This window comes from Actinacidiphila yeochonensis CN732, assembly GCF_000745345.1.
GTDB lineage: Bacteria > Actinomycetota > Actinomycetes > Streptomycetales > Streptomycetaceae > Actinacidiphila > Actinacidiphila yeochonensis.
The window spans coordinates 1,184,418-1,205,596 of the sequence record NZ_JQNR01000004.1 but is presented as its reverse complement, the minus strand read 5'-3'; the positions used below and the strand labels follow the sequence as shown (position 1 = coordinate 1,205,596).

The 21,179-nt window shown below is 74.0% G+C and carries 19 protein-coding genes and 1 pseudogene; 9 read left to right on the top strand and 11 right to left on the bottom strand.

The genetic code is table 11. The annotated features are described in order from the left end of the window. Positions 1–191 precede the first annotated feature (191 nt). The 4 genes from BS72_RS11665 to gndA all read right to left on the bottom strand — a co-directional run bounded on the left by BS72_RS11665 (position 192) and on the right by gndA (position 3,073). Entirely contained in the window at positions 192–806 is a 615-nt protein-coding gene (locus BS72_RS11665) for a DedA family protein (RefSeq protein ID WP_037909191.1), read from the bottom strand. Beyond that, positions 803–985: a hypothetical protein gene (locus tag BS72_RS11660; RefSeq protein ID WP_037909189.1), complete on the bottom strand. Its 183-nt coding sequence runs from the start codon at positions 983–985 to the stop codon at positions 803–805. The genes BS72_RS11665 and BS72_RS11660 overlap by 4 nt, the downstream gene beginning before the upstream one ends. Before the next feature lie 141 nt (positions 986–1,126). Beyond that, on the bottom strand, positions 1,127–1,483 hold the full coding sequence (locus tag BS72_RS11655; RefSeq protein WP_037909187.1) for a PRC-barrel domain-containing protein: 357 nt from the start codon (positions 1,481–1,483) through the stop codon (positions 1,127–1,129). Between the two features lie 147 nt (positions 1,484–1,630). After that, on the bottom strand, positions 1,631–3,073 hold the full coding sequence (gene gndA, locus BS72_RS11650; RefSeq protein WP_037909183.1) for an NADP-dependent phosphogluconate dehydrogenase: 1,443 nt from the start codon (positions 3,071–3,073) through the stop codon (positions 1,631–1,633). A 142-nt stretch (positions 3,074–3,215) separates the two neighbouring features. Between gndA and BS72_RS11645 the strand changes: the two genes are divergently transcribed. The 4 genes and pseudogenes from BS72_RS11645 to BS72_RS33940 all read left to right on the top strand — a co-directional run. Beyond that, on the top strand, positions 3,216–4,187 hold the full coding sequence (locus BS72_RS11645; RefSeq protein WP_037909182.1) for an aldo/keto reductase: 972 nt from the start codon (positions 3,216–3,218) through the stop codon (positions 4,185–4,187). 274 nt (positions 4,188–4,461) lie between these two features. After that, on the top strand, positions 4,462–5,334 hold the full coding sequence (locus BS72_RS11640; RefSeq protein WP_407638964.1) for an aldo/keto reductase: 873 nt from the start codon (positions 4,462–4,464) through the stop codon (positions 5,332–5,334). 142 nt (positions 5,335–5,476) lie between these two features. Then, entirely contained in the window at positions 5,477–7,597 is a 2,121-nt protein-coding gene (glgX, locus tag BS72_RS11635) for a glycogen debranching protein GlgX (protein WP_037909178.1), read from the top strand. A 137-nt stretch (positions 7,598–7,734) separates the two neighbouring features. Continuing rightward, positions 7,735–8,223: pseudogene (locus BS72_RS33940) on the top strand (universal stress protein); the annotation flags it as partial. 105 nt (positions 8,224–8,328) lie between these two features. Here BS72_RS33940 and BS72_RS11630 read toward each other — a convergent pair. Next, complete coding sequence (locus BS72_RS11630) at positions 8,329–9,333, bottom strand: AI-2E family transporter (RefSeq protein ID WP_232792338.1); 1,005 nt, start codon at positions 9,331–9,333, stop codon at positions 8,329–8,331. A 678-nt stretch (positions 9,334–10,011) separates the two neighbouring features. Here BS72_RS11630 and BS72_RS11625 point away from each other — a divergent pair. Further along, on the top strand, positions 10,012–11,187 hold the full coding sequence (locus BS72_RS11625) for an esterase-like activity of phytase family protein (RefSeq protein ID WP_037909173.1): 1,176 nt from the start codon (positions 10,012–10,014) through the stop codon (positions 11,185–11,187). 48 nt (positions 11,188–11,235) lie between these two features. Here BS72_RS11625 and BS72_RS32220 read toward each other — a convergent pair whose 3' ends face one another. Further along, a complete protein-coding gene (locus tag BS72_RS32220) occupies positions 11,236–12,489 on the bottom strand; it encodes a polyprenyl synthetase family protein (protein WP_232792371.1) in 1,254 nt (417 codons plus the stop codon). Between the two features lie 545 nt (positions 12,490–13,034). Here BS72_RS32220 and BS72_RS11615 point away from each other — a divergent pair. Further along, the gene (locus BS72_RS11615; protein WP_037910179.1) at positions 13,035–13,502 is read left to right on the top strand and encodes an SRPBCC domain-containing protein; all 468 of its coding nucleotides are present in this window, start codon (positions 13,035–13,037) and stop codon (positions 13,500–13,502) included. Positions 13,503–13,626: 124 nt separating this feature from the next. Here the strand turns inward: BS72_RS11615 and BS72_RS11610 are convergent, their stop codons facing one another. Continuing rightward, the gene (locus BS72_RS11610) at positions 13,627–14,373 is read right to left on the bottom strand and encodes an SOS response-associated peptidase (RefSeq protein WP_037909170.1); all 747 of its coding nucleotides are present in this window, start codon (positions 14,371–14,373) and stop codon (positions 13,627–13,629) included. Positions 14,374–14,603: 230 nt separating this feature from the next. Between BS72_RS11610 and BS72_RS33935 the strand changes: the two genes are divergently transcribed. Continuing rightward, positions 14,604–14,945, top strand: coding sequence for a chaplin (locus BS72_RS33935; RefSeq protein ID WP_078901242.1), 342 nt, complete (start codon positions 14,604–14,606; stop codon positions 14,943–14,945). A gap of 128 nt (positions 14,946–15,073) precedes the next feature. On the opposite strand, the gene BS72_RS11600 is transcribed toward BS72_RS33935, so the two are convergent. Both BS72_RS11600 and BS72_RS11595 read right to left on the bottom strand, forming a co-directional pair. Next, positions 15,074–15,349 carry a DUF6191 domain-containing protein gene (locus tag BS72_RS11600; protein WP_037909167.1) on the bottom strand — a complete coding sequence of 92 codons (276 nt, stop codon included), beginning with the start codon at positions 15,347–15,349 and terminating at the stop codon, positions 15,074–15,076. 158 nt (positions 15,350–15,507) lie between these two features. Then, positions 15,508–16,551, bottom strand: a complete 1,044-nt coding sequence (locus BS72_RS11595) for a zinc-binding alcohol dehydrogenase family protein (protein ID WP_037909165.1) — start codon at positions 16,549–16,551, stop codon at positions 15,508–15,510. Positions 16,552–16,897: 346 nt separating this feature from the next. Here BS72_RS11595 and BS72_RS11590 point away from each other — a divergent pair, with 346 nt between their 5' ends. Next, complete coding sequence (locus BS72_RS11590) at positions 16,898–17,221, top strand: L-rhamnose mutarotase (protein WP_037909163.1); 324 nt, start codon at positions 16,898–16,900, stop codon at positions 17,219–17,221. A gap of 271 nt (positions 17,222–17,492) precedes the next feature. On the opposite strand, the gene BS72_RS11585 is transcribed toward BS72_RS11590, so the two are convergent. Further along, positions 17,493–18,302, bottom strand: a complete 810-nt coding sequence (locus tag BS72_RS11585; protein WP_037909161.1) for a transglycosylase SLT domain-containing protein — start codon at positions 18,300–18,302, stop codon at positions 17,493–17,495. Between the two features lie 866 nt (positions 18,303–19,168). Between BS72_RS11585 and BS72_RS11580 the strand changes: the two genes are divergently transcribed. Further along, complete coding sequence (locus BS72_RS11580; RefSeq protein ID WP_198545854.1) at positions 19,169–19,882, top strand: endo alpha-1,4 polygalactosaminidase; 714 nt, start codon at positions 19,169–19,171, stop codon at positions 19,880–19,882. Between the two features lie 119 nt (positions 19,883–20,001). Here the strand turns inward: BS72_RS11580 and BS72_RS11575 are convergent, their stop codons facing one another. Further along, positions 20,002–21,129: a LysR family transcriptional regulator gene (locus BS72_RS11575; RefSeq protein WP_063836030.1), complete on the bottom strand. Its 1,128-nt coding sequence runs from the start codon at positions 21,127–21,129 to the stop codon at positions 20,002–20,004. Positions 21,130–21,179 lie beyond the last annotated feature (50 nt).

The window sequence follows — 21,179 nt, the reverse complement described above, 5'->3', positions numbered from 1 at the left end:
CCTACAACACGTTCGGACCGCGTACCGTCTTTCGGGTGACGGTCGTTCGGTTCACGTCCAGGTTTCCGCCGGTCACGCCGCCGCGAGGCGCCCGGCTGCGGCTCCGAGCGCGGCGGGAAGGTCCTGCCCCCGGGGCCCGCCGCGAGGTCCGCCGCGAAGTCCGTCGCGGGGGCTCCAGGGTCCGTTCCGGGTCACTCCGAGTCGGAGGAGTTGCGGTGGCGGCGGATCTGCCAGAAGACGAAGGCGGCGACGACCACGACGGCCACGACGATGGCGACGGCGGTGCCCGCGGTCTTCTCCACCCGCTTGTAGGCGTCTCCGGCGAAGTAGCCCAGCAGGGTGAAGCCGACGCCCCACACCAGCCCGCCGAGGGCGTTGAAGAGCAGGAAGACGCGGTACGGCATGCGGGAGATGCCGGCCAGAGCGGGCATGAGGGCGCGGAAGAAGGCGATGAAGCGGCCGAGGAAGACGGCGGCCGGCCCGCGGCGGCGGATCAGCTCCTGGGCGCGGCCGATGCGCTCCTGGTGGCGGCTGAGCGCTCTGGTCTCCAGGATGCGCGGGCCGAACTTCCGGCCGACCTCGTAGCCGACGCTGTCGCCGGCGATCGCGGCGAGCACCACCGTCACGCACAGCCAGACGATGTCGACGCCGCCGCGGCTGGCCACCACACCGCCGAGCACGACAGCGGTCTCGCCCGGCAGCACGAACCCGAAGAAGAGCGCGTCCTCGCAGAAGACGAGGGCGGCGACGACCGCGTAGACGGTCGGCCCCGAGGAGTGGTCGAGCCAGTCCGTGATGGAGTTCATGCGGCGGCCGGCCGGTCAGCGCACCGGGCGGGCGCGGCCGCGCAGCCGCCACAGCCCGTAGCCGGGGCCGCGACGAGGAGCACCGCTCCGACAGCGAGCAGCCGGCCGGGCCCGTGGACCACGGCGCCGATCAGACCGAGCACGACAGCCGCCAGGAGCAGCAGCAGGAACAAGCTCATGCGCGGCCTCTCTTCTTCGCCTTCGTGACGGACAGGGGTTCGGGTCGGGGCCCTCTGGTCGGGTGCGGATGGGGATTCCTGGTGCTGATGGGGATTCCGGGTGCGGATGGTTCGGGTGCGGGGCGGGGCCGGGGCGTGCGGTCAGCGGCGGGCGAGTTGGCGTCCGCCGTCGGGCCCGGGTCTGTAGCGTAGGCCGTAGTGCTGGAAGACCGCCTCCTCGTCCTCGACCGGCAGGACGTCGTCCGTCCCGATCGAGGGGGCCGACTTCACCAGCGACCTGTCGTAAGGGACCCGTACGTAGTCCGGCCCGACGACCGCCTCGGCGACCGGCACGAACACCAGCCGGTGCCGGGTGGGCAGTCCGGTGCGGACCGTGGCCATCGACGGCAGATCCGTCGCCGTGTCCACGTAGACGGCTTCCAGGACACCGATCCTGCGGTCGTGTTCGTCGACCACCTCGCGGTCGCGCCACTCCCGCAGATCAGCGGGTCGGATCATCGTCCACCTGCCTTTCCGCCGTCGTACGGCCGACACGCTCCGGTGCCCCGCGAGGAGTCGCCTTCCCCCGCACCGCGGGCTCACTCCTGTGCCGGTCCCGCCGGGCGGGGCGGGGACCCGGTCGGTCCCCGCCCCGCCGCGGAGGTGTCAGCCGGCGTCGGCCTCGCTGCGGTCGCCGCCCCACTGGGTGTGGAACGCCCCGTCGCGATCGGTCCGGCGGTAGGTGTGGGCACCGAAGAAGTCCCGCTGGGCCTGGGTGAGGGCGGCCGGCAGCCGTTCGGCGCGCAGCGCGTCGTAGTAGGCGAGCGCCGCCGAGAAGCCGGGCACGGGGACGCCGCCCTGGACGGCGGCGGAGACCACCGCGCGCCAGTCGTCCTGCGCGGCGGCGGTCTCCTCGGCGAAGCGCTCGTCCGACAGCAGGCTGGGCAGTGCCGGGTCCTTGTCGTAGGCGGCGGTGATCCGGTCCAGGAACGCGGCCCTGATGATGCAGCCGCCGCGCCAGATGGACGCGACCCGGCCGAGGTCGACGTCCCAGTCATAGGTCTGCGACCCGGCGGCGATCTGGTGGAAGCCCTGGGTGTAGGAGACGACCTTCGACGCGTACAGGGCCTGCTCGACCTGGTCGGCGAAGGCGGCCGCCGCCTCCTCCGACAGCGGCGTGGGCCGCGGCCCGGCCAGCTCCCGGGATGCCTCGCGCAGGTCGGCGTGGCCGGACAGGGAGCGGGCGAAGACGGCCTCGGCGATGCCGGAGACGGGAACCCCGAGGTCGAGCGCGGTCTGCACCGTCCAGCGGCCGGTGCCCTTCTGCTCGGCCTGGTCGAGGACCACGTCGACGAAGGGCCGGCCGGTGGCGGCGTCCGTGTGGGCGAGGACCTGCGCGGTGATCTCGATCAGGTAGGAGTCCAGCCGGCCGGTGTTCCAGGTGCGGAAGACCTCGGCGATCCGCGCGGGCTCGTACCCGGCGACCCGGCGCAGCAGGTCGTACGCCTCGGCGATCAGCTGCATGTCGGCGTACTCGATGCCGTTGTGCACCATCTTGACGAAGTGGCCGGCGCCGTCAGGGCCGATGTGGGTGGCGCAGGGGGCGCCGTCCTCGGCCTTGGCGGAGATCTTCTCCAGCATCGGGCCCAGCGACTGCCAGGACTCCTTGGAGCCGCCGGGCATGATGGAGGGACCGTTGAGCGCCCCCTCCTCGCCGCCGGACACGCCGGTGCCGACGAAGTGGAGGCCCTGCTCGCGCAGTTCCCGCTCGCGGCGGCGGGTGTCCTCGAAGTGGGCGTTCCCGCCGTCGATGATCACGTCGCCCTCTTCGAGCAGCGGCGCGAACTGCCGGATGACGGCGTCGGTGGCTTCGCCCGCCTTGACCATGACCAGCAGTCGGCGGGGTCTCTTGAGGGCCGCGACGAACTCCTCGGGGGTCTCGGTCGCGACGAAGGCCCCCTCGTCGCCGTGCTCGTCGACCAGCGCCCTGGTACGGGCGGCGGTGCGGTTGTAGAGGGCTACGGTGTAGCCGTTGCGGGCGAAATTACGTGCAAGGTTGCCGCCCATGACGGCCAGTCCGGTGACGCCGATGTCGGCCTGCGTACTCATCTGCCTGCTTGTCACGAGGATCGCTCCTAAGCGGGTCCGATAAACTGTACGTACAGTTCACAATCTCCGTACACACCGGGGAACCTCGGGTTCCGCTCCTGGTATTCCCGGCGGGTACCCGAAATCCGAGGAGGCGACCCGGATGCAGTACACACGACTGGGCTCGACCGGACTGGAAGTCTCCGCCCTCAGCCTGGGCTGCATGAGCTTCGGCGACGCGGGACGCGGCAACCACGCGTGGACGCTGGACGAGGACGCCAGCCGTGGTCTGGTCAAACGCGCCCTCGACGCCGGGATCAACTTCTTCGACACCGCCAACGTGTACTCCGACGGCACCAGCGAGGAGATCACCGGCCGCGCGCTGCGCGACTTCGCCGACCGCGACGAGGTCGTCATCGCCACCAAGGTGCACGGCCGGATGCGGCCCGGCCCCAACGGTGGCGGCCTGTCCCGGCGGGCCGTCATGAGCGAGATCGACCACAGCCTGCGCCGCCTGGGCACCGACTACGTCGACCTCTACCAGATCCACCGCTGGGACTACGACACGCCGATCGAGGAGACCATGGAGGCCCTCCACGACGTGGTGAAGGCCGGAAAGGCCCGCTACATCGGCGCGTCCTCCATGCACGCCTGGCAGTTCTCCAAGGCCCTCTACACCGCCGACCTGGGCGGCTGGACGCGTTTCGTGTCCATGCAGAACCACTACAACCTGCTGTACCGCGAGGAGGAGCGGGAGATGCTGCCGCTCTGCGCCGACCAGGGCATCGGGGTCATCCCCTGGAGCCCGCTGGCACGCGGCCGCCTCACCCGGCCCTGGGACGAGACCACCGCCCGCGCCGAGAGCGACGAGTTCGGCCGCACCCTCTACCACCCGTCCGACAGGACCGTGGTGGAGCGCGTCGCCCAGGTCGCCGCCGAGCGCGGCGTCCCCGCCGCCCAGGTCGCCCTGGCCTGGCTGAACCGCAACCCCGACGTCACCGCGCCCATCGTCGGCGTGACCAAGGAGCGGCACCTCGACGACGCCGTGGCCTCCCTGGAGATCGAGCTCACCGACGAGGAGGCGGCCCTGCTGGAGGAGCCGTACGCGCCCCACCAGGTGGCGGGCTTCCGGTAGGCCGGTCGGCGGCGGACACGGGTCTGCGAGAACCGTGCCGCCGCCCGCCCGAGCCTCCCGGCCCCGCCCCCGGCACCGCGCAACCGCGGCTCGCGCTGCCCGGGGCCCGGGCGGGGGCGCCGTCCGGTCGGCCCGGTCGCGTATAGGCCGTCCGGGTCGACTCCTCGGATTCGGGTACCCGCCGGGAATACCGGGAGCCGGACCCGGGCTTCCCACTGCCGTACGGAGACCGTGAACCGTACGTGTATCTTGTCGGACCCGCTTAGGAGCGATCATCGTGACGACCGGAACCCGGCCCGCGCAGGCGTCGGGCAGTTTCTCCCTCGGCGGCGACCTGCCCGTGACCCGCCTCGGCTTCGGCTCCATGCAGCTGACCGGCGCCGGGGTGTGGGGCGATCCCAAGGACCCGGACGAGGCGGTGCGCGTGCTGCGCCGCTCCGTCGAGCTCGGCGTGGACTTCATCGACACCGCCGACTCCTACGGGCCGGTGGTGGCCGAGCAGCTGATCAAGAAGGCGCTCCACCCGTACCCGGCGGAGCTGGTGATCGCCACCAAGGCCGGCCTGACCCGCTCCGGGCCGAACGACTGGCGGCCGGTGGGGCGGCCGGAGTACCTGCGCCAGCAGGCCGAGATGAGCCTGCGCCACCTGGGCCTCGACCGCATCCCGCTCTTCCAGCTGCACCGGGTGGACCCGAAGGTGCCGCTGGCCGAGCAGGTCGGCGAGCTCAAGCTCCTCCAGGAGGAGGGCAAGATCCAGCACATCGGCCTGTCCGAGGTCGACGTCGACCAGCTGGAGCAGGCGCGCGCGGTCACGCCCATCGCCTCGGTGCAGAACCTGTACAACATCGCCAACCGCCAGTCGGAGGCGCTGCTGGAGCACAGCGAGAAGCTGGGCATCGGCTTCATCCCGTGGTTCCCGCTGGCCACCGGTGAGCTGGCGCGGCCGGGCGGCCCGCTCGACGCGCCGGCCAAGCGGCACGGCGCCTCCCCGTCGCAGCTGGCGCTGGCCTGGCTGCTGCGCCGCTCGCCGGTGATGCTGCCGATCCCCGGCACGTCCTCGGTGGCGCACCTGGAGGACAACGTCGCCGCCGCGGAGCTGGAGCTGACCGACGAGGAGTTCGCCGAGCTGTCGGCCGCCACCGGCTGATCCGGCGGCACCCCGGCCCCGGCGGGGCACTGGGCCGGGCGGGTGGCCACCCGCCCGGCCAGGTACCTCCCCGCGGGGGTCGTCCGCGCGTCGGGGCGTGGTGGTCCCGGGCCCGGGCAGGATCGCCAGTAGGGTCGCGGACGTGCAGAAATGGACCGGCCACCCCTTTCCCCTCGGAGCCGCGTACGACGGCTCCGGCACCAACTTCGCGCTGTTCTCCGAGGTCGCGGAGAAGGTCGAGCTGTGCCTGGTCGACGAGCGGCGCCGCGAGACGCGTGTGGCCCTCAACGAGGTCGACGGCTTCATCTGGCACGCCCACCTGCCGGGGGTCGGCCCCGGGCAGCGGTACGGCTACCGGGTGCACGGCCCGTACGACCCGGCGCGCGGTCTGCGCTGCAACCCGGCGAAGCTGCTGCTGGACCCCTACGCCAAGGCCATCGAGGGGCAGGCCGACGGCGACGAGTCGCTGCTGGGCTACGAAGCGGGCCGCCCGGAGCTGCCGAGCACGCTGGACAGCGCGCCGCACGCGATGCTGTCGGTGGTCGCGGACCCGTACTTCGACTGGGGCGGCGACCGGCCGCTCAAGCGCCCGTACCACGAGTCGGTGATGTACGAGGCGCACGTGCGCGGCCTGACCATGCGCCACCCGGCACTGCCGCCGGAGCTGCGCGGCACCTACGCCGGCCTGGCGCACCCCGAGGTGGTCGGGCACCTGACCCGGCTGGGCGTGACGGCGGTCGAGCTCATGCCGGTGCACCAGTTCGTGCAGGACGGGCACCTGCTGGACCGGGGGCTGTCGAACTACTGGGGCTACAACACGATCGGGTTCTTCGCCCCGCACAACGGCTACGCGGCGGCGGGCGGGAGCGGCGGCCAGGTCGCGGAGTTCAAGGCGATGGTCAAGGCGCTGCACGAGGCCGGTATCGAGGTGATCCTCGACGTGGTCTACAACCACACCGCCGAGGGCAGCCACCTCGGCCCCACGCTGTCCCTCCGCGGCATCGACAACGCCTCCTACTACCGCCTGGTGGACCACGACCCGGCGTCGTACTTCGACACCACCGGCACCGGCAACAGCCTGCTGATGCGGCATCCGCACGTCCTCCAGCTGATCATGGACAGCCTGCGGTACTGGGTGACGGAGATGCACGTCGACGGCTTCCGCTTCGACCTCGCGGCCACGCTGGCCCGGCAGTTCCACGAGGTGGACCGGCTGTCGGCGTTCTTCGACCTCGTGCAGCAGGACCCGGTGGTCTCCCGCGTCAAACTCATCGCCGAGCCCTGGGACGTCGGCGACGGCGGCTACCAGGTCGGCAACTTCCCCCCGCTGTGGAGCGAGTGGAACGGCCGCTACCGCGACACCGTCCGCGACTTCTGGCGCTCCCGCGACGGGATGCTGCCGAAGCTGGCGACCCGGCTGACCGGCTCCTCGGACCTGTACGCCGGCGAGCACCGCCGACCGCGCGCCGGCGTCAACTTCGTGACCTGCCACGACGGTTTCACGCTGCGGGACCTCGTCTCCTACGACGACAAGCACAACGAGGCCAACGGCGAGGACAACCGCGACGGCGAGAGCCGCAACCGCTCCTGGAACTGCGGCGCCGAGGGCCCTACCGACGACCCCGCCGTCCTCGCCCTGCGCGCCCGCCAGCAGCGCAACCTCCTGACCACCCTGCTGCTCTCCCAGGGCGTCCCCATGCTCGGCCACGGCGACGAACTCGGCCGCACCCAGCACGGCAACAACAACGCCTACTGCCAGGACTCCGAACTCAGCTGGACCGACTGGGACCTCGACGAAGAACGCCTGAACCTCCTCGACTTCACCAGCAGGCTCATCGCGCTGCGCCGCGAACACCCCGTCTTCCGCCGCCGTCGCTTCTTCCGAGGCAGCCGGTCCGCCGACGGCGGCCCCGGCGACCTGACCTGGCTGCGCCCGGACGGCCGGGAGATGGGCCGCGCGGACTGGGCGCGGCGCGACGCGCACGCGTTCGCCGTCCACCTCAACGGCGCGGCGATCCCCGAGGCGGACGCCCATGGGCAGCCCGTGGTGGACGACGTGTTCCTGCTGCTGCTCAACGCCCACTGGGAACACGTGGCGTTCCGGCTGCCTCCCGCCGAGTTCGGCGCCGCCTGGTCGGTCGTCGTGGACACCGCGGCAGAACCCTGCGGACCGTCAACTCCCGCCGGGGAGCCGGGCTTCTCGGCGGGCGAGTCGCTGAAACTGGAGGCCCGCTCGGCGCTGCTGCTCGTCCAGGCGCCCTGACGGCTCCGCGCCAGACGCGACCCGGCGACAGCCCGTCGGCGGACGGGCCGGGCACGGCCGTTTCGGCGCCGCCTCCTCCTCCATCCGCCGCCGGGGTGGCAGGGTGGGGGTGCAGCCAACGAACGGAGGACCGCCGCATGGCCGTCATCGCCTGGATCGTCGAGGGCACGTGGGCCGCGTGCGTCGACGCCGCCCGGGCCCACGCGTCCGACGCGGACGAGGTGGTGCTGCTGCACGTCGACACGCCCGACGTGCCGGGTGCCGCGCACGGGGTGTTCGCGGGGCTGCTGGGCCGGGGCCATCCCGAGCGCGACCCCGGCACCGCGGTGGAGCGGCTCGCCGCCGCCTCCGCGGACCGCCTGCTGGCGGCGGCGGCCGAGCGGCTGGGGCGGCCGTGCACCCGTGTGGAGCGCACCGGCCGGGTCGAGCGGGAGGTGGTCGCCGCCGCGGAGGGCGCGGACCTGCTCGTGGTGGCCCGGGACGGGGACCGCAGCCGGCTCGGGCCGCGCAGCCTCGCGCCGGGCGCGCGGTTCGTCGTCGACCACGCGCCCTGCCCGGTGCTGCTGGTGTGGCCGGAGTCCGCGCCGGACACCGCGACGGTGCCGCCCCCTCCCCCGCACCCGCCCGGGCCCGCGACCCGCACCACCCCCGGAGCCACCGCCCCCCGGCCACGGGTGAGCCGTGCCAGGGCGCCCGCGAGGGCGCCCGCGAGGGCGCCCGCCCCCTGCCGTCTACGCCGCGTCGGTGCGCGGGAAGACGTACTCGTCCAGGACGATGCCGAGGGCGACCGCCGCCGGGATCGCGACGAGGCCGCCGACGACGCCGAGCAGCGACCCCCCGGCCAGCACCGCGACGACCGTCACGACGGGGTGCACGTGGACGGCGAACCGCATCGCGCGCGGCATGATCAGGTAGTCCTCGGCGAGGCGGAAGCCGACGTAGAAGGCGGCGGTGGCCAGGGCGGTGGGCAGCGACACCGCCAGCGCGACCAGGCTCACCGCCACACCGCCGACGGTCGAGCCGACGACCGGCACCATGTCCATGAGTGCCACGAAGAAGCCGAGCGCCGCCGGGTAGGGCACGTTCCACACCTCGCACCAGGCGAACGTGGCCGCCCCGGCGACCACCGAGGTGGCGACGTTGCCGAGCATGTAGCGGCCGACCCGGCTGAGGATCTCCTCGCAGACCGCCTCGGCGCGGGGCCGCCTGCTGCCCGGCACGAACCGGTAGCCGAAGCGCTTGACCGTCGGGAGCGCCGCCATCACGTAGAGCGTGACGGTGACGGTGACGCCCACCGACGCGAGCGCGGAGAGCACCACCTGCCCCGCGCCCAGCACCCCGCCGGCCACCTCCGCCGCGCCGCCGCCCGAGCCGAACCGCTCCCGCAGGTGTTCGATCACGTGGTAGTGGTCCTCCAGCCGGCCGAGCGCGGAGTGGTGGTCCCGCAACTGCTGCCTCCAGCGCGGCACGTCGGCGGTGAGCGCGGCCACCGCGGCGCTCACCGGCGGGATGACGAGGGCGACGAACCCGGCGAGCACCCCGCCCAGCCCGCCGGCCACCGCGAGCACCGCCCAGCCCCGGCGCAGCCCCAGCCGGCACAGCCAGGCCACCACGGGCTCCAGGCTGACGGCGATGAACACCGACAGCGTCAGCAGCGTCAGCAACTCGCCGATCCGCAGCACCGTGCGCACCAGCAGCCAGGCCGACAGCATGCCGAGCCCCAGGCCGAACCCCACGGTGAACCACGAGCGGCGGCCCGCCGCCGTGCCCGGCAGGGACGGCAGCGGACGTGTCCGGCGCCGCGCCGCCGCGCCGGGGGCGGCGGCCGGTCCCCGGCGGTGCCCGGCGGCGTCTCGACCGGCACCGTCTCGACCGGCAGGTCGGCCATGGCTGTGCGTCCTCCCTCGCGGCGGTGGGCCGCGCCGCAGCCGCGGGGCGCCCGTTCACCTGTCAACGCGGACCGGCCACCGCCGTCACCCCGAACCCCCTGAGCGGCCTACCGGAGGAGCACCGCACTGGTCCGTATGGCCCCCTGCCGGGCCGTGTGGACCCTGGGCCGGGCGTCGCCGACCTGCCGGAGCTGTCCGTCCACCCGCGCCCGCCCGCGCCCAGCCGCACCCAGCCGCACCCGCCCGCGCCCGTTCACGTATCTCCGCGGCTGCGGCGCCCCAGGGCGGGTCGGCCGGACGGGAGGCACGGCACCGACGTCCCCCACACGGTGTGCCCGCCGACGCGCCAGGCACCCGTCGGCTGCCGCACAGCGCCCCTGGTACCCGCCCCGGTGCCTGGTGGAAAGCGCGGACAAACGTATGCGGGGGTCATATGATCATCGCTCGCAGGCCTGCAAGGGGGATGGGCCTGACTCCAATCCTTTGCCCAACTGCCGATTTCGGCATGCCTGTTTGGGAGGACCCATGTCCCCGTCGAGCACCACCGGAACCCGGCCGCGCAGAGCCTTCGGCCCTCGTGCCGCGGCCGCCGCCTGCTGCCTGGCCGCCGCCGCCACCATCGCCCTGCCCGGCGCCACCGCCTCCGCCCGGACCCCCGCGGCCCAGGCTCCGGCCAGCAGCAGGCTGCCCCAGGCCTGCGGCACCGCGGGCTGGGTCGACGGCTACAGCGACGCCCTGAACAAGCTCCCCGTCGGCGACGAGACGGTCGGCGACCTGTCCGCGCTCACCTGGGACGCCCGCCGCCACGCGTACGCGTCGGTGATCGACCACGCCACCGGCCGGCAGGCCCGGCTCTGGTTCTTCACCGACCCCGCGAACCCCCGCATCACCGGCACGCTCGTGCTGCGCAAGGCCGACGGCACCCCGTACGACGACACGGACTTCGACGCCGAGGGCCTGACCGTGCTGCCCAACGGCGACTACCTCGTCAGCTCCGAGGTGGAGCCGTCCATCCGGGAGTTCGGCCGGGACGGGGTCCAGCGCGGCGAGCTGACCGTGCCCGCCCGCTTCCGGGTCGCCCCGGCCGGCGAGGCCACCTCGAACGCCACCCTGGAGGGGCTGAGCGTCTCCCCCGACGGCCGCTACGTCTACGCCGCCATGGAGGGCGTGCTGTCCGGCGACGTCTCCTCGTCCGGCAACGCGGACGACCGGCGCATCCTCGTGTACCAGGCCGACGGCCGGGGCGGCTACCGGCTGGTGAAGGAGGTCGGCTACCGGCTCCAGCCGGGCAACCGCATATCCGAGGTGGCCGCGTACGGTCCGAACGGCCTGCTGGTGCTGGAGGCCGCCTGGTCCGCCGCCGTGGGCAACACGATCGCGGTGTACGCCGCGCCCGACGCCCTGCACGCCCCCGACGTGTCCAAGGTCGGCGACCTCGGCGACGCGCCCGCGCCGAAGCTCGCCGGCAAGGTGCTGGTCGCGGCCGTCGACCAGTGCCCGTCGCTCGGTGCCATCGCCCGCGAGACGCAGCAGAACCCGCTGATGGACAACTACGAGGGCATGGCGATCGAGCCGGGCCCGCACCCGCTGGGCCTGGCCGGCCTGGTGCTGGTGAGCGACGACAACTCCAGCACGGCGCAGACCACCCGGCTGCTCCGCCTGACCGTACGGCTCCCCTCCCACCTGCCCGTGGGGCACTGACCGCCGGAGCCGGGCGGACGGGCACCTGCCGGTGCGCGCCCGCCCGGTTCAGCGCCCGGGGGCCGAGCCGGGCGGCAGTCCCGTGGCGGTGAGGAGGACGTCGAGCATGCGGGCTCGGGGCCAGGCGTCCAGCGGGAGTTCGCGCAGGCGGTGCGCGCAGCGTTCGGCGAGGAGTGCGATGCGGGACTCCACCGCGGCCCGGGCCCCGGTGGCGGTGATCACCTCGCGGACGGCGGCCAGCGCGGCCGGGTCCAGGGCGCGGTCGCCCATGGCGGAGTCCAGGACGCGCAGCGCGCCGTGGTCGTCCGCCGCGGCGGCCCGGGCGCGCGCGAGGGCTGCGAGGTAGGTGGGCTTGCCCTCGCGGATGTCGTCGCCGGACGGCTTGCCGGTCTCGGCCGGGTCGCCGAAGACGCCGAGCAGGTCGTCGCGGAGCTGGAAGGCCAGCCCTGCGCAGCCGCCCGCGAGCCGCAGGCCGCGCCTGACCTCCTCGCCCGCGCCGGCCACGGCGGCGCCGAGGTCGAGCGGGCGGGCCACGGAGTACAGGGCGCTCTTGAGGCGGGCGGTGCGCAGTGCCTGCCCGGCCGACCGGTCGCCCGCGGCCTGGGCGCGCAGTTCGAGGTACTGTCCGGCCACCATCTCGGTGCGCAGGTCGCGCCACACCGCCTCGACGCGGCGCCGCGCCTCGACGGTGAGCCCGGCCTCGGCCACCGTGTCGTCGGCCCAGGCCAGCGCCAGGTCCCCGGCCAGCACGGCGACCGACCAGCCGTAGGGCGCCGCGCCCTCCCGTCCGGCCGCCGAGCCGGGCCCGGCGCCGGCGGTCGGGTGGCTGCCGGGTGTGTCGGGCTCGCTGCCGGGACGGTCCGGCTCGGGAGTCCGGCGGCGCGCCTCGGCGGCGGCCGCGCGGCCGCGCTCCTCGACGTGCGGGGCCGGGCGCTCCGCCGGCCCGTGTCCAGGCCGTCCAGGCTCAGGCCGCGCGTGCTCAGGCCGTCCGTCCGACGGGGTCGGTGGCGGGGCCGCCTGGGCGATGTGCAGGGCGGGCCGGCCGCGGCGGGTGCGTGAGCCGTCCATGACGTCGTCGTGGACCAGGGCGCAGCTCTGGATGAGTTCCACGGCCGCCGCCAGGTCGAGGACCGCGTCCGGACGCTCACCTCGGCGGGCTCCACCGCATGCGCGCCAGCCCCACCAGAGCAGCGCGGCACGGCGCCGGTGGCCGCCGCTGAGGGTGAAGTCGGCCAGCGGGTGGGCCAGTTCTCGGGCGAACCGCTCGTCGAGGGCGGCGGCTCCGGCGAGTCGGCGGTGCAGGAGCGCACGCAACGCGGCACCCACGGCGCCGGCGGGGTCGGCGTCGGCCCGCGCGACCGCGTCGGCGGCCTGGGCCTCGGCGGCCTTGCGGGCGGCGGCGCCGGAGGGCCCGGTCACCGGCCGGCCCGGCGCGGCTGGCGGGCGGTGGGCCGGACCCGGTGCATGGTTGCTTCCCTTTCGAAGGCTGCGCTGGCCCGCCCCCGGGCCGCCGTCCGGCCGCCGCCGCTGGACCGGGCCGGATCGGATGCCGACCGGCCTCCCGTCCCATACTGCGGCCGGACGGCGCGATCCGCCGCGCCCGGATGGGCCGCCCGGTCCGCCGACTCGACGGCTCGTCGCATTGTCGACGCGCCGACCGGCCGTCCTGAACGCCGCACCGACATGGCGACACGCCGGAGGCCAGTCGTGGCGGCCTCGCCGCCACGCCGGAGCACACCCGACGACTCCCCGTGCGCCCCCACCCCCCGCGGCGGATGCCCCGTGTACGGAGCCCCCTGTACGGCGCTCCGGTGCGCCCGCCGGAGGGCGGCCCGTACGATGCCGGGATGTACACGACACGGGTCTCCCGGCACGTCGACGCGCCGCGGACAGCCGTCTTCCAGGCCCTGGCGGACGGCGACGCCGTCGCCCGCTGGCGGTTCCCGGACGGGATGCGGGCTCTGGTGCACTCCTTCGATCCGCGGCCCGGCGGGGCGTTCCGGGTGTCCCTCACCTACGACACGCCCGGCGCGCACGGCAAGTCGCACGGCCGCACCGACACGTACCACGGCACCTTCCGCGACCTGGCCGCCGGTGAACGGGTGGTGGAGGAGCTGGAGTTCGAGACGGCGGACGCGGCGCTGCGGGGCGTGATGACGATGACCACGACGCTTGCGGACGAAGGCGCGGGTACGCGCGTCACCGTCGTCCACGCGGGCGTACCGGACGCGGTCCCGGCCGCCGACAACGAGGCCGGCCTGCGGATGGCGCTGGACCGGCTCGCCCGCCTGGTGGAGGCAGAGCGCGCTTCCTGACGCCGCGACCGGCACGGTGTGCCCGGTGGCGAGGTGTCCTGGCGCGGGCGGCGAACGGGGCGCACCTCGCCGGGAGGGGCCCGGTAACCGGAGCGCGTGCCCCCACCTGGGGGCCGGGAGCCGGTCAGGCTTCGGGGGCGTCCTCGGGCGGGTCGAGGAGGTGGGGGCCGTTGTTGCGGACACTGTTGACGGCCGGGTTCACGGCCCGCGCGTCCAGCCGGCCGCCGGCCGGCGCGGTGAGCAGGGACCGCAGCTCGGCGGCGTCCTGGAGAGCGGGGTCGAGCCAGGAGTCGTAGTCGGCGGGGCCCACCGCCAGCGGCATCCGGGGGTGCACCCGGCCGGCCGCGTCCGTCGCCTCGGTGGTGATGATCGTGCAGCTCACGACCCAGGCGGCCGGGTCGTCCGGGGCCGCAGCCGGGTCGCGCCAGAACTCGTAGAGCCCGGCCAGCGCCATCACACCGCCGCCCTCGGGGGTGATGAAGTAGGGCTGCTTGCGGGCCTTGTGCTCCTGGGTCGCGGCCAGGGCCTGCCACTCGTAGAAGCCGTCGGCGGGCAGCAGGCAGCGGCGTCTGGCGAACGCCCGGCGGTAGGCGGGCTTCTCGTGGACGGTCTCCACCCGGGCGTTGATCATCCTGGCGCCCACGTCACGGCTCTTCGCCCAGGACGGGACCAGCCCCCAGCGCAGCGCCCGCAGCTGCCGCAGCACCTCGCCGCTGTCGTGGTCGGCGCGCTCCAGCACGGCCCAGACGCCGTCGGTCGGCGCGACGTTCCAGCTCGGGCCGAGGCTCTCGGCGGGCTCCGGCTCGCGGGTGACGTGGAACAGGCCCGTCAGCTCTTTCGGGCTCCGGGTGGAGACGTACCGTCCGCACATGTGCTCCACCCTGCCACAGCCGTGCGGCACGCAGGGCCGGGTCGGCCGGGCTCCTGCGGCCGGAGCGGCCCCGTTGGGCCGAAACGCCCAGTGCCGCGCCTCGTTCGGGTGACCCGCTGGGGCGCCGTCGCGGGCCGGGTCCCGGCACGCCGGAGGCTGCGGAAGGCCGTCGCGGCACCGTGCGGGCACGGCGGGGCCGCACCTGAACAACCAGGAACTCAGGAGCGAACGTGAATCGTGTGCGCGTGGGTATGGCGCTGACGGCGCTGGCCGGCGGGATCGTACTGGCCGCCGGCGGTGTCGCCTCGGCCGACGCCGGCGCCGGGGCCTTGGCCGCCGGCTCGCCGGGCGTGCTGTCGGGCAACGTCGTCCAGGTGCCGGTGAACATCCCGGTCAACATCTGCGGCAACTCGTTGGACATCATCGGCCTGCTCAACCCGGCCTTCGGCAACACCTGTGCCAACGTGAGCGGTTCCAAGGGGGCCCGGAGCGCCGCCACCTCCGCCGGGGCTCACAGTGCCGACAGCGGATACGCCGACACGTCGGACGACAGCGGCTCCGACGACTGCTGACTCGGTGCGCTGAGGTCGTGTCCCGGCCCTGCCCGGAGGCGGCCGTCGGAGACGGGGGCGGTGTTCCGCGAGGACGCGGCGCATCGTCCCTGTCCTCGTACGGTGCGGCACCCCGGGCGTGCGTACGGTCAGGTGCCCTGGACCGTGGTCGTGGTCGTGGTCGTGGCCGCGCCGGGGCCGGGAGTCGTGGGGGCGGTCTGCTCGGGGGGCACGGAGTCCGCCGGGTGGGCCGTCCCGGCCGGACCGCGCGGTGGGCGGATGATGACGGCCCCCGATTCGAGGTCTATCGGCCCGCGCCCCGGGTCGCCGTTGCCCTCCTCGTCACGGGTCAGCTGGAGCCGGTGCTCCTCGTCCTCGGTGTGCCTGCGGCCAGGGTTGAAGAGCTGGTCGAGAACGTTGAACATCGGGGCCTCCTACCCAGCGCGGCTGCTGCCCCTCCCAGCGTACGTGGGCCGGGGCCGCTGGTCACCGGTGCGCAGGGACCCTTCGGACGGCGGCGGGACGGCGGACGGGGACGGGGCCGAAGAGCGGCGGGCCTGACGGGCTCCGGACGGGCCGGGGATCACGACGGGTCGGGGATCAGGACGGCCGCTCCGTTGACGCGGTCTCCGGCGAGGTCGGCGAGGGCCCGGTCGGCGCGGTCGAGCGGGTAGCGGGTGACGGTGGGACGCACGCCGGCCCGCCGGGCGGCGGCCAGCCAGGCGCGCCCGTCGGCGCGGGTGTTGGAGGTCGTACTGCGCAGGTCCCGTTCCTGGAACAGGTGGCGCTGGTAGTCCAGGGCGGGGATGTCGGTGAGGTGGATGCCGGCCACCGCCAGGGTGCCGCCCCGGTCGAGTGCGGCGAGTGCCACTGGGACGAGGTCGCCGACGGGGGCGAAGAGGATCGCGGAGTCCAGCGGCTCGGGCGGCTCCTCGGCGGCGGCGCGGGCGGAGGCGGCGCCGAGGTCGAGGGCGAGGCAGCGGGCCTGCTCGGAGCGGGTGAGCACGTGGACGGTGGCGCCGTCGGCGATGGCGAGCTGCGCCGTCAGATGGGCCGAGGCGCCGAAGCCGTAGATGCCGAGGCGGCCGCCGGCCGGAAGGGCGCTGCGGGCCAGGGCGCGGTAGCCGATGATGCCGGCGCACAGCAACGGGGCGAGCTCGGCGGGGTCGGCGTCCTCCGGCAGCGGGTAGGCGTACGCGGCGGGCAGCAGCGCGTGGTCGGCGAAGCCGCCGTCGGCGTCCCAGCCGGTGTAGCGGGAGGACGGGCAGAGGTTCTCGTCACCGCGCCGGCAGTAGCGGCAGACCCCGCAGGTATGCCGCAGCCAGGCGCCGCCCACGCGGTCCCCGACCCGGGTCCCCGCTGCCTCGGCGCCCGGTCCGGCGGCCAGCACCCGGCCGACGATCTCGTGCCCGGGGACGGTCAGGGGGCGGTGCGGGGGCAGGTCGCCCTCGGCCAGGTGCAGGTCGGTGCGGCACACCCCGCACGCCTCGACCCGGACGAGCAGCTCTCCGGGGCCGGGCTCCGGTATCGGACGGGTGACCCGGGCCAGCGGGCCGCCCGCGACCGGTCCGGGATCGGCCACCGCCCACCCGGTGAGCTCCCCCGCAGCTGCGCGGTCAGCAGTCATGACACCAGGGTCGCGCGCGGCCGCACACCGGGCAATCCCGCCTTGTCGGCGCCCGCCACCACCGGATACATCGGATCTGTCGCCCCCCACATCGGCCGGCGATCACGGCGACTCACCTCCACTGGAACCCCGCCACCAGACGCTCGCTGGAATCATGAGAAGCCCGTGACGACGGATTGATCAACCAGCTTGCCTCTGCCTAGGGTAATGACCCGACGTATCAGCAGGCCCGAGTCAGGGCCGGAGCAGGGCCGGATCAGGTCGGGCCGGGTCGGGTCGGGTCGGCCCAGGTCGCGGGTCGGGCCGCCCGCGCGGAACCGTCCGGGCCGTTCAGGAAGGGGCACCCATGCAGCGTTTCGCGTCGGTCATCCGGCTGCGGCCGGAGAAGGAGGCGGAGTACCGCCGGCTCCACGCCGACGTCTGGCCGGGGGTGCGGGCTGCTCTGAAGCGGGCGAACATCGGCAACTACTCGATCTTCCTGCGCGACGGCCTCCTCTTCAGCTACCTGGAGTACACGGGCGACGACTACGCCGCCGACACCGCGGCCATCGCCGCCGACCCCACGACCCGGCAGTGGTGGGAGGTGACCGATCCGTGCCAGCAGCCACTCGACAGCGCCGCGGACGGCGAGTGGTGGGCCCCGGCGGAGGAGGTCTTCCACCTCGACTGAGCCCCGGCCCGGTCGGGCCTCCCGAGCCGTCGGCGCTCCGGCCCGCGCGGCCGGGCCCGCGCGGACCGGGGCCGGGCCGGGTCGCCGAGGCTGAAGGAGGCCGGCGTCCGCCGCTGGAGGCGTTCGGCAGCCGGGCCCGGAAACACCGCCGGAGGGCGGCGGGACCCGGGTAGGGGTCCCGCCGCCCTCCGGCGGTGGTGTGCGGCGCACGCTGGGCGCGCCGGGTTCTCTCGCGTCACCGGGCTCGGCCCGGGCCGTCAGCGGACGGCGGTCAGTACGCGGAGTTGACGTTGTCCATCGAGCCGTAGCGGTCGGCCGCGTAGTTGCAGGCGGCGGTGATGTTGGCGACCGGGTTGTAGATGTTCCAGGACGTGCCGGCCACGTGGAACCGCTGGAACGTCGGGTCGATCACCTGCAGCAGGCCCTTGGAGGGGATGCCGTTGCGGGCGTTGATGTCCCACAGGTTGATCGCCTGCGGGTTGCCGCTGGACTCCCGGATGATGTTGCGGTGGATGCCCTCGTAGGTGCCTGGTATGCCCTTGGCGTGCATGATCGCCAGCGACTGGCGGATCCAGCCGTCCAGGTTGTTCGGGTAGGTCACGGCCTTCGCGGCGCGCTTGGCGGCGGGCTTGGAGGCGTGCGAAGCGGTCGCGTGGTGCGTCGCGGTGCTCTTCGCCTTCTTCGCGGAGGTCGCCTTCTTCACGGTGGCGGCCTTCTTCACGGTGGTCGCCTTCTTCGGGGCAGCGACCTTCTTCGCCGCCGGAGCGGGCTTCTCGACCGAGCCGGTCAGCGCCATGGCCTGCGGGGAGGCGCTGTGGACGGTCGTGTGGGTGCCCAGGTCAGTGGTCTGGACGCCGGACTGGACGTCCGACTTCAGGTGCTGGCCGGTGGAGACGGTGAACCCGGTGGCGTTACCCGCCGCGGTCGCCGAGCCGGCTCCAGCTGTCGCCTGCACACCGACGGCTGCGAGCACCGCCGCGGCGGCGGCTGCGGAGCCGACTGCCGTGACCTTGCGCTTCGCGGGGAGCCGGGTGAACGCGGCGACGGCCTTCTTCGGGTTCGGGATCGTGGGGAACTGCATGCGGGAAGTACCTCTTCCGTTCGGGGACACCCAAAGTCTTAGATATTCGGGATTCAACGGTCAAAGAGCTCATCTACGGACATTCCCGTAGATGGCCCATGAAGAGGTTGGACATCACCGCATATCCCCATACCCAGGGGGTGCAAATCAGACATATGGGTACTAAAGAACGTCGTATGTGACCGGGGCTATATCGAGAGCATCACAACGGCCCCCCGTCGGGCCGACACACGGTGAGCGGACATGCGCGCTCTGTCGGTGGAATTCGGGGGTGACGGCGCCGTTCGGCGGCCCATCCACCGGGAATTCACGGCGGCTTTCCTGGCCCGTCCGCCGGGATACACACCCGGGACCCGGCCGCACCCGCCGAGGGCACGCGACCGCCGGAGACCGTCAGAGCCGGCCCAGAACCGCTGCTAGCCTCCTCGGCGACGGGGAGGGATCACAGAAAACCGAGGGGTGCGGTAGCGGATGGACATCAGGGCGATGCGCGGGGCACGGGCCCGGCGCCTGGGAGTACTGCTGGCAGCGGCGGCGGTCGCGGTGACCGCCGGCTGCGCGGGCGGCGGCAGTACGGAAAGCACGGACGGCATGGCCAATGCCGGCAGCGCGTACAGCACGCACAGCAAGGGTGACTCGCACGACAAGGGCGACTCGCACGGCAAGGGCGAATCGCACGGCGGAAGCAACACGCACGGCAAGGGCAGCACGCACAGCGGAAGCAGCACGCACGGCAAGGGCAGCACGCACGGCGGAACCAGCACGCCCACCCAGGGCAGCACACCCCGCCGAGCGCCACCCCGACACCGTCCCCCAGCGCCACCTCCGGCTCCACGTCCACCACGTCCAAGATCACCCCGCTCCCGGTGACCGGCGGTGTGGACTACCAGCTCGGCGGCGCCTACACACCGCCCAGCGGGGTCACCGTGGTGGTCCGCGACGCCAGCGCCGAACCTGCCGCCGGGGTGTACTCGATCTGCTACATCAACGGCTTCCAGACCCAGGCGGACCAGGCCTCGGAGTGGACGGGCCAGCACGCGGGGCTGCTGCTGCACGACTCCAAGGGCAAGGTGGTGTCCGACCCGAACTGGCCCGGCGAGTACGTCCTCGACCCGTCCACGGCGGCGAACCGGGCCGGCATCCTCGCGATCATGCAGCCGCTGATCACCGGGTGTGCGAACGACGGCTACAAGGCGGTCGAGTTCGACAACCTGGACACGTTCACCCGCTTCTCCAGCATCCCCGAGTCCGGAACGGCGGCGCTCGCCCAGGCGTACACCGCCGCCGCGCACAAGGCCGGGCTCGCGGCGGCGCAGAAGAACGCCGCGGAGTACTCCCGCACGGCCCACGACGACTGGGGCTTCGACTTCGCCATCGCCGAGGAGTGCCACGTCTACGACGAGTGCGGGCAGTACACGTCCGTGTACGGGCAGCGCGTCGTGGAGGTCGAGTACCCCGACGACCTGAAGGTGTCGTTCGACAGCCTGTGCTCCGCGTCGGACCGCGTGCCGCTGCTGGTGGAGCGTGACCGTGACCTGGTCACTCCGTCGGACCGCGGCTACCTCCGCCGCGCCTGCTGACGCGGCGGCCCAGCTCGGACGCCCGACGACGCGCCCTTCACGGGCCCGCCGCCGGGCGTCCCCTATATAAGGGGACATCTATAGAGGGGTCATCGCGGCCCCTGTAAAGAGGTCATCCTTTAGGGGGTTCCGAGGCCCCCTCTATAGAGGGGACAAGGCACTCCAGGGGTGCGCGCGCCCCGTAACGGCCCGTTCGCCCAGCGCACCCCTCCGGCCCGCAACGGCCGAGTTGCCTCCCGCCTGCTGCCCCGCGCTGCCTGCGCGACGGCCTTATGCCTCGCGATGCCGGGAGCCGGAGCTGGAGCCGAGGCCAGAGCCGGCTTCCTCCTCCGCCGAGTCCGCGGCCGGCATGCCGAGGTAGCCCTCCAGGCGGTCGTCGACCAGTTCCAGCAGGGCCCTGACCTGGGGCCGGGCGGCCGGCGCGACGGCCAGGCCAGCGACAGCGTCCAGTGCGTCGGCGGCGCGAGGGCGGGGAGCACGGCGAGTCCGTGCGGGTCGACCGCGGGAAGGAACTCGGGCAGGTACGCCACGCCCAGACCGCGCCGGACGAAACCGGTGATCGTGGCGACGTCGGCGGCCTCCACGACCACCCGGCGGCTGACGCCCGCCGCGGCGAAGGCGCGGTCGCCGAGGTCGCGGTTGCCGTAGCCGGCCGGGGCGTCGATGAAGTCCTCCTCGCCGAGCTCGGCCAGGGGCACCGGGCCCCGGCCCTCCAGCCGGTGTCCGGCCGGGGCGACCAGCGTCATCCGCGCCGCGGCCAGCCGGCGGGCGGTGATCCCGGCGGGCGTGCGCGTGCCCAGCGAGACGAAGGCCACGTCGATCTCGCCGGTCAGCAGCCCGTCCACCAGGCCGACGGTCCCCTCGGGCGACAGCCGCACCCGCAGCGCCACCTCGGGGTGCAGTTCCCGGTAGTCGCCGAGCAGGCCCGGCACGTCGAAGAGGCCGCCCAGCGGCATCCCGCCGAGCCGCAGCGTTCCGGACAGCCGGCCACGCGCGCCGGCCACGGCGTCACGCGCCTCCCGGGCGGCCTCCAGCGTGGCCACCGCCTTGGGCAGCAGTGCCTCTCCGGCGCCGGTGAGGGCCACCCGCTGGGAGGTGCGCTCGAAGAGCTCCGCGCCCAGCTCCCGCTCCAGGGAGCGCACCGCCGCGGAGACGGCCGACTGCACCACGTGCAGCCGCTGCGCGGCGCGGGTGAAGTTCAGCTCGGCGGCCACGGCCACGAAGTACTCAAGGTGGTGCAGGTTCACCCCAGAGGTCTATCACGATTCGCGATGGAGATCAGCGCAAGAACGCGTTG

What these genes read in the sequence shown, in the direction of transcription:
- BS72_RS11665 (WP_037909191.1), bottom strand. Translation starts at nt 806, where the DNA reads ATGAACTCCATCACGGACTGGCTCGACCACTCCTCGGGGCCGACCGTC.
- BS72_RS11660 (WP_037909189.1), bottom strand. Translation starts at nt 985, where the DNA reads ATGAGCTTGTTCCTGCTGCTGCTCCTGGCGGCTGTCGTGCTCGGTCTG.
- BS72_RS11655 (WP_037909187.1), bottom strand. Translation starts at nt 1,483, where the DNA reads ATGATCCGACCCGCTGATCTGCGGGAGTGGCGCGACCGCGAGGTGGTC.
- gndA (WP_037909183.1), bottom strand. Translation starts at nt 3,073, where the DNA reads ATGAGTACGCAGGCCGACATCGGCGTCACCGGACTGGCCGTCATGGGC.
- BS72_RS11645 (WP_037909182.1), top strand. Translation starts at nt 3,216, where the DNA reads ATGCAGTACACACGACTGGGCTCGACCGGACTGGAAGTCTCCGCCCTC.
- BS72_RS11625 (WP_037909173.1), top strand. Translation starts at nt 10,012, where the DNA reads ATGTCCCCGTCGAGCACCACCGGAACCCGGCCGCGCAGAGCCTTCGGC.
- BS72_RS11615 (WP_037910179.1), top strand. Translation starts at nt 13,035, where the DNA reads ATGTACACGACACGGGTCTCCCGGCACGTCGACGCGCCGCGGACAGCC.
- BS72_RS11610 (WP_037909170.1), bottom strand. Translation starts at nt 14,373, where the DNA reads ATGTGCGGACGGTACGTCTCCACCCGGAGCCCGAAAGAGCTGACGGGC.
- BS72_RS11600 (WP_037909167.1), bottom strand. Translation starts at nt 15,349, where the DNA reads ATGTTCAACGTTCTCGACCAGCTCTTCAACCCTGGCCGCAGGCACACC.
- BS72_RS11595 (WP_037909165.1), bottom strand. Translation starts at nt 16,551, where the DNA reads ATGACTGCTGACCGCGCAGCTGCGGGGGAGCTCACCGGGTGGGCGGTG.
- BS72_RS11590 (WP_037909163.1), top strand. Translation starts at nt 16,898, where the DNA reads ATGCAGCGTTTCGCGTCGGTCATCCGGCTGCGGCCGGAGAAGGAGGCG.
- BS72_RS11585 (WP_037909161.1), bottom strand. Translation starts at nt 18,302, where the DNA reads ATGCAGTTCCCCACGATCCCGAACCCGAAGAAGGCCGTCGCCGCGTTC.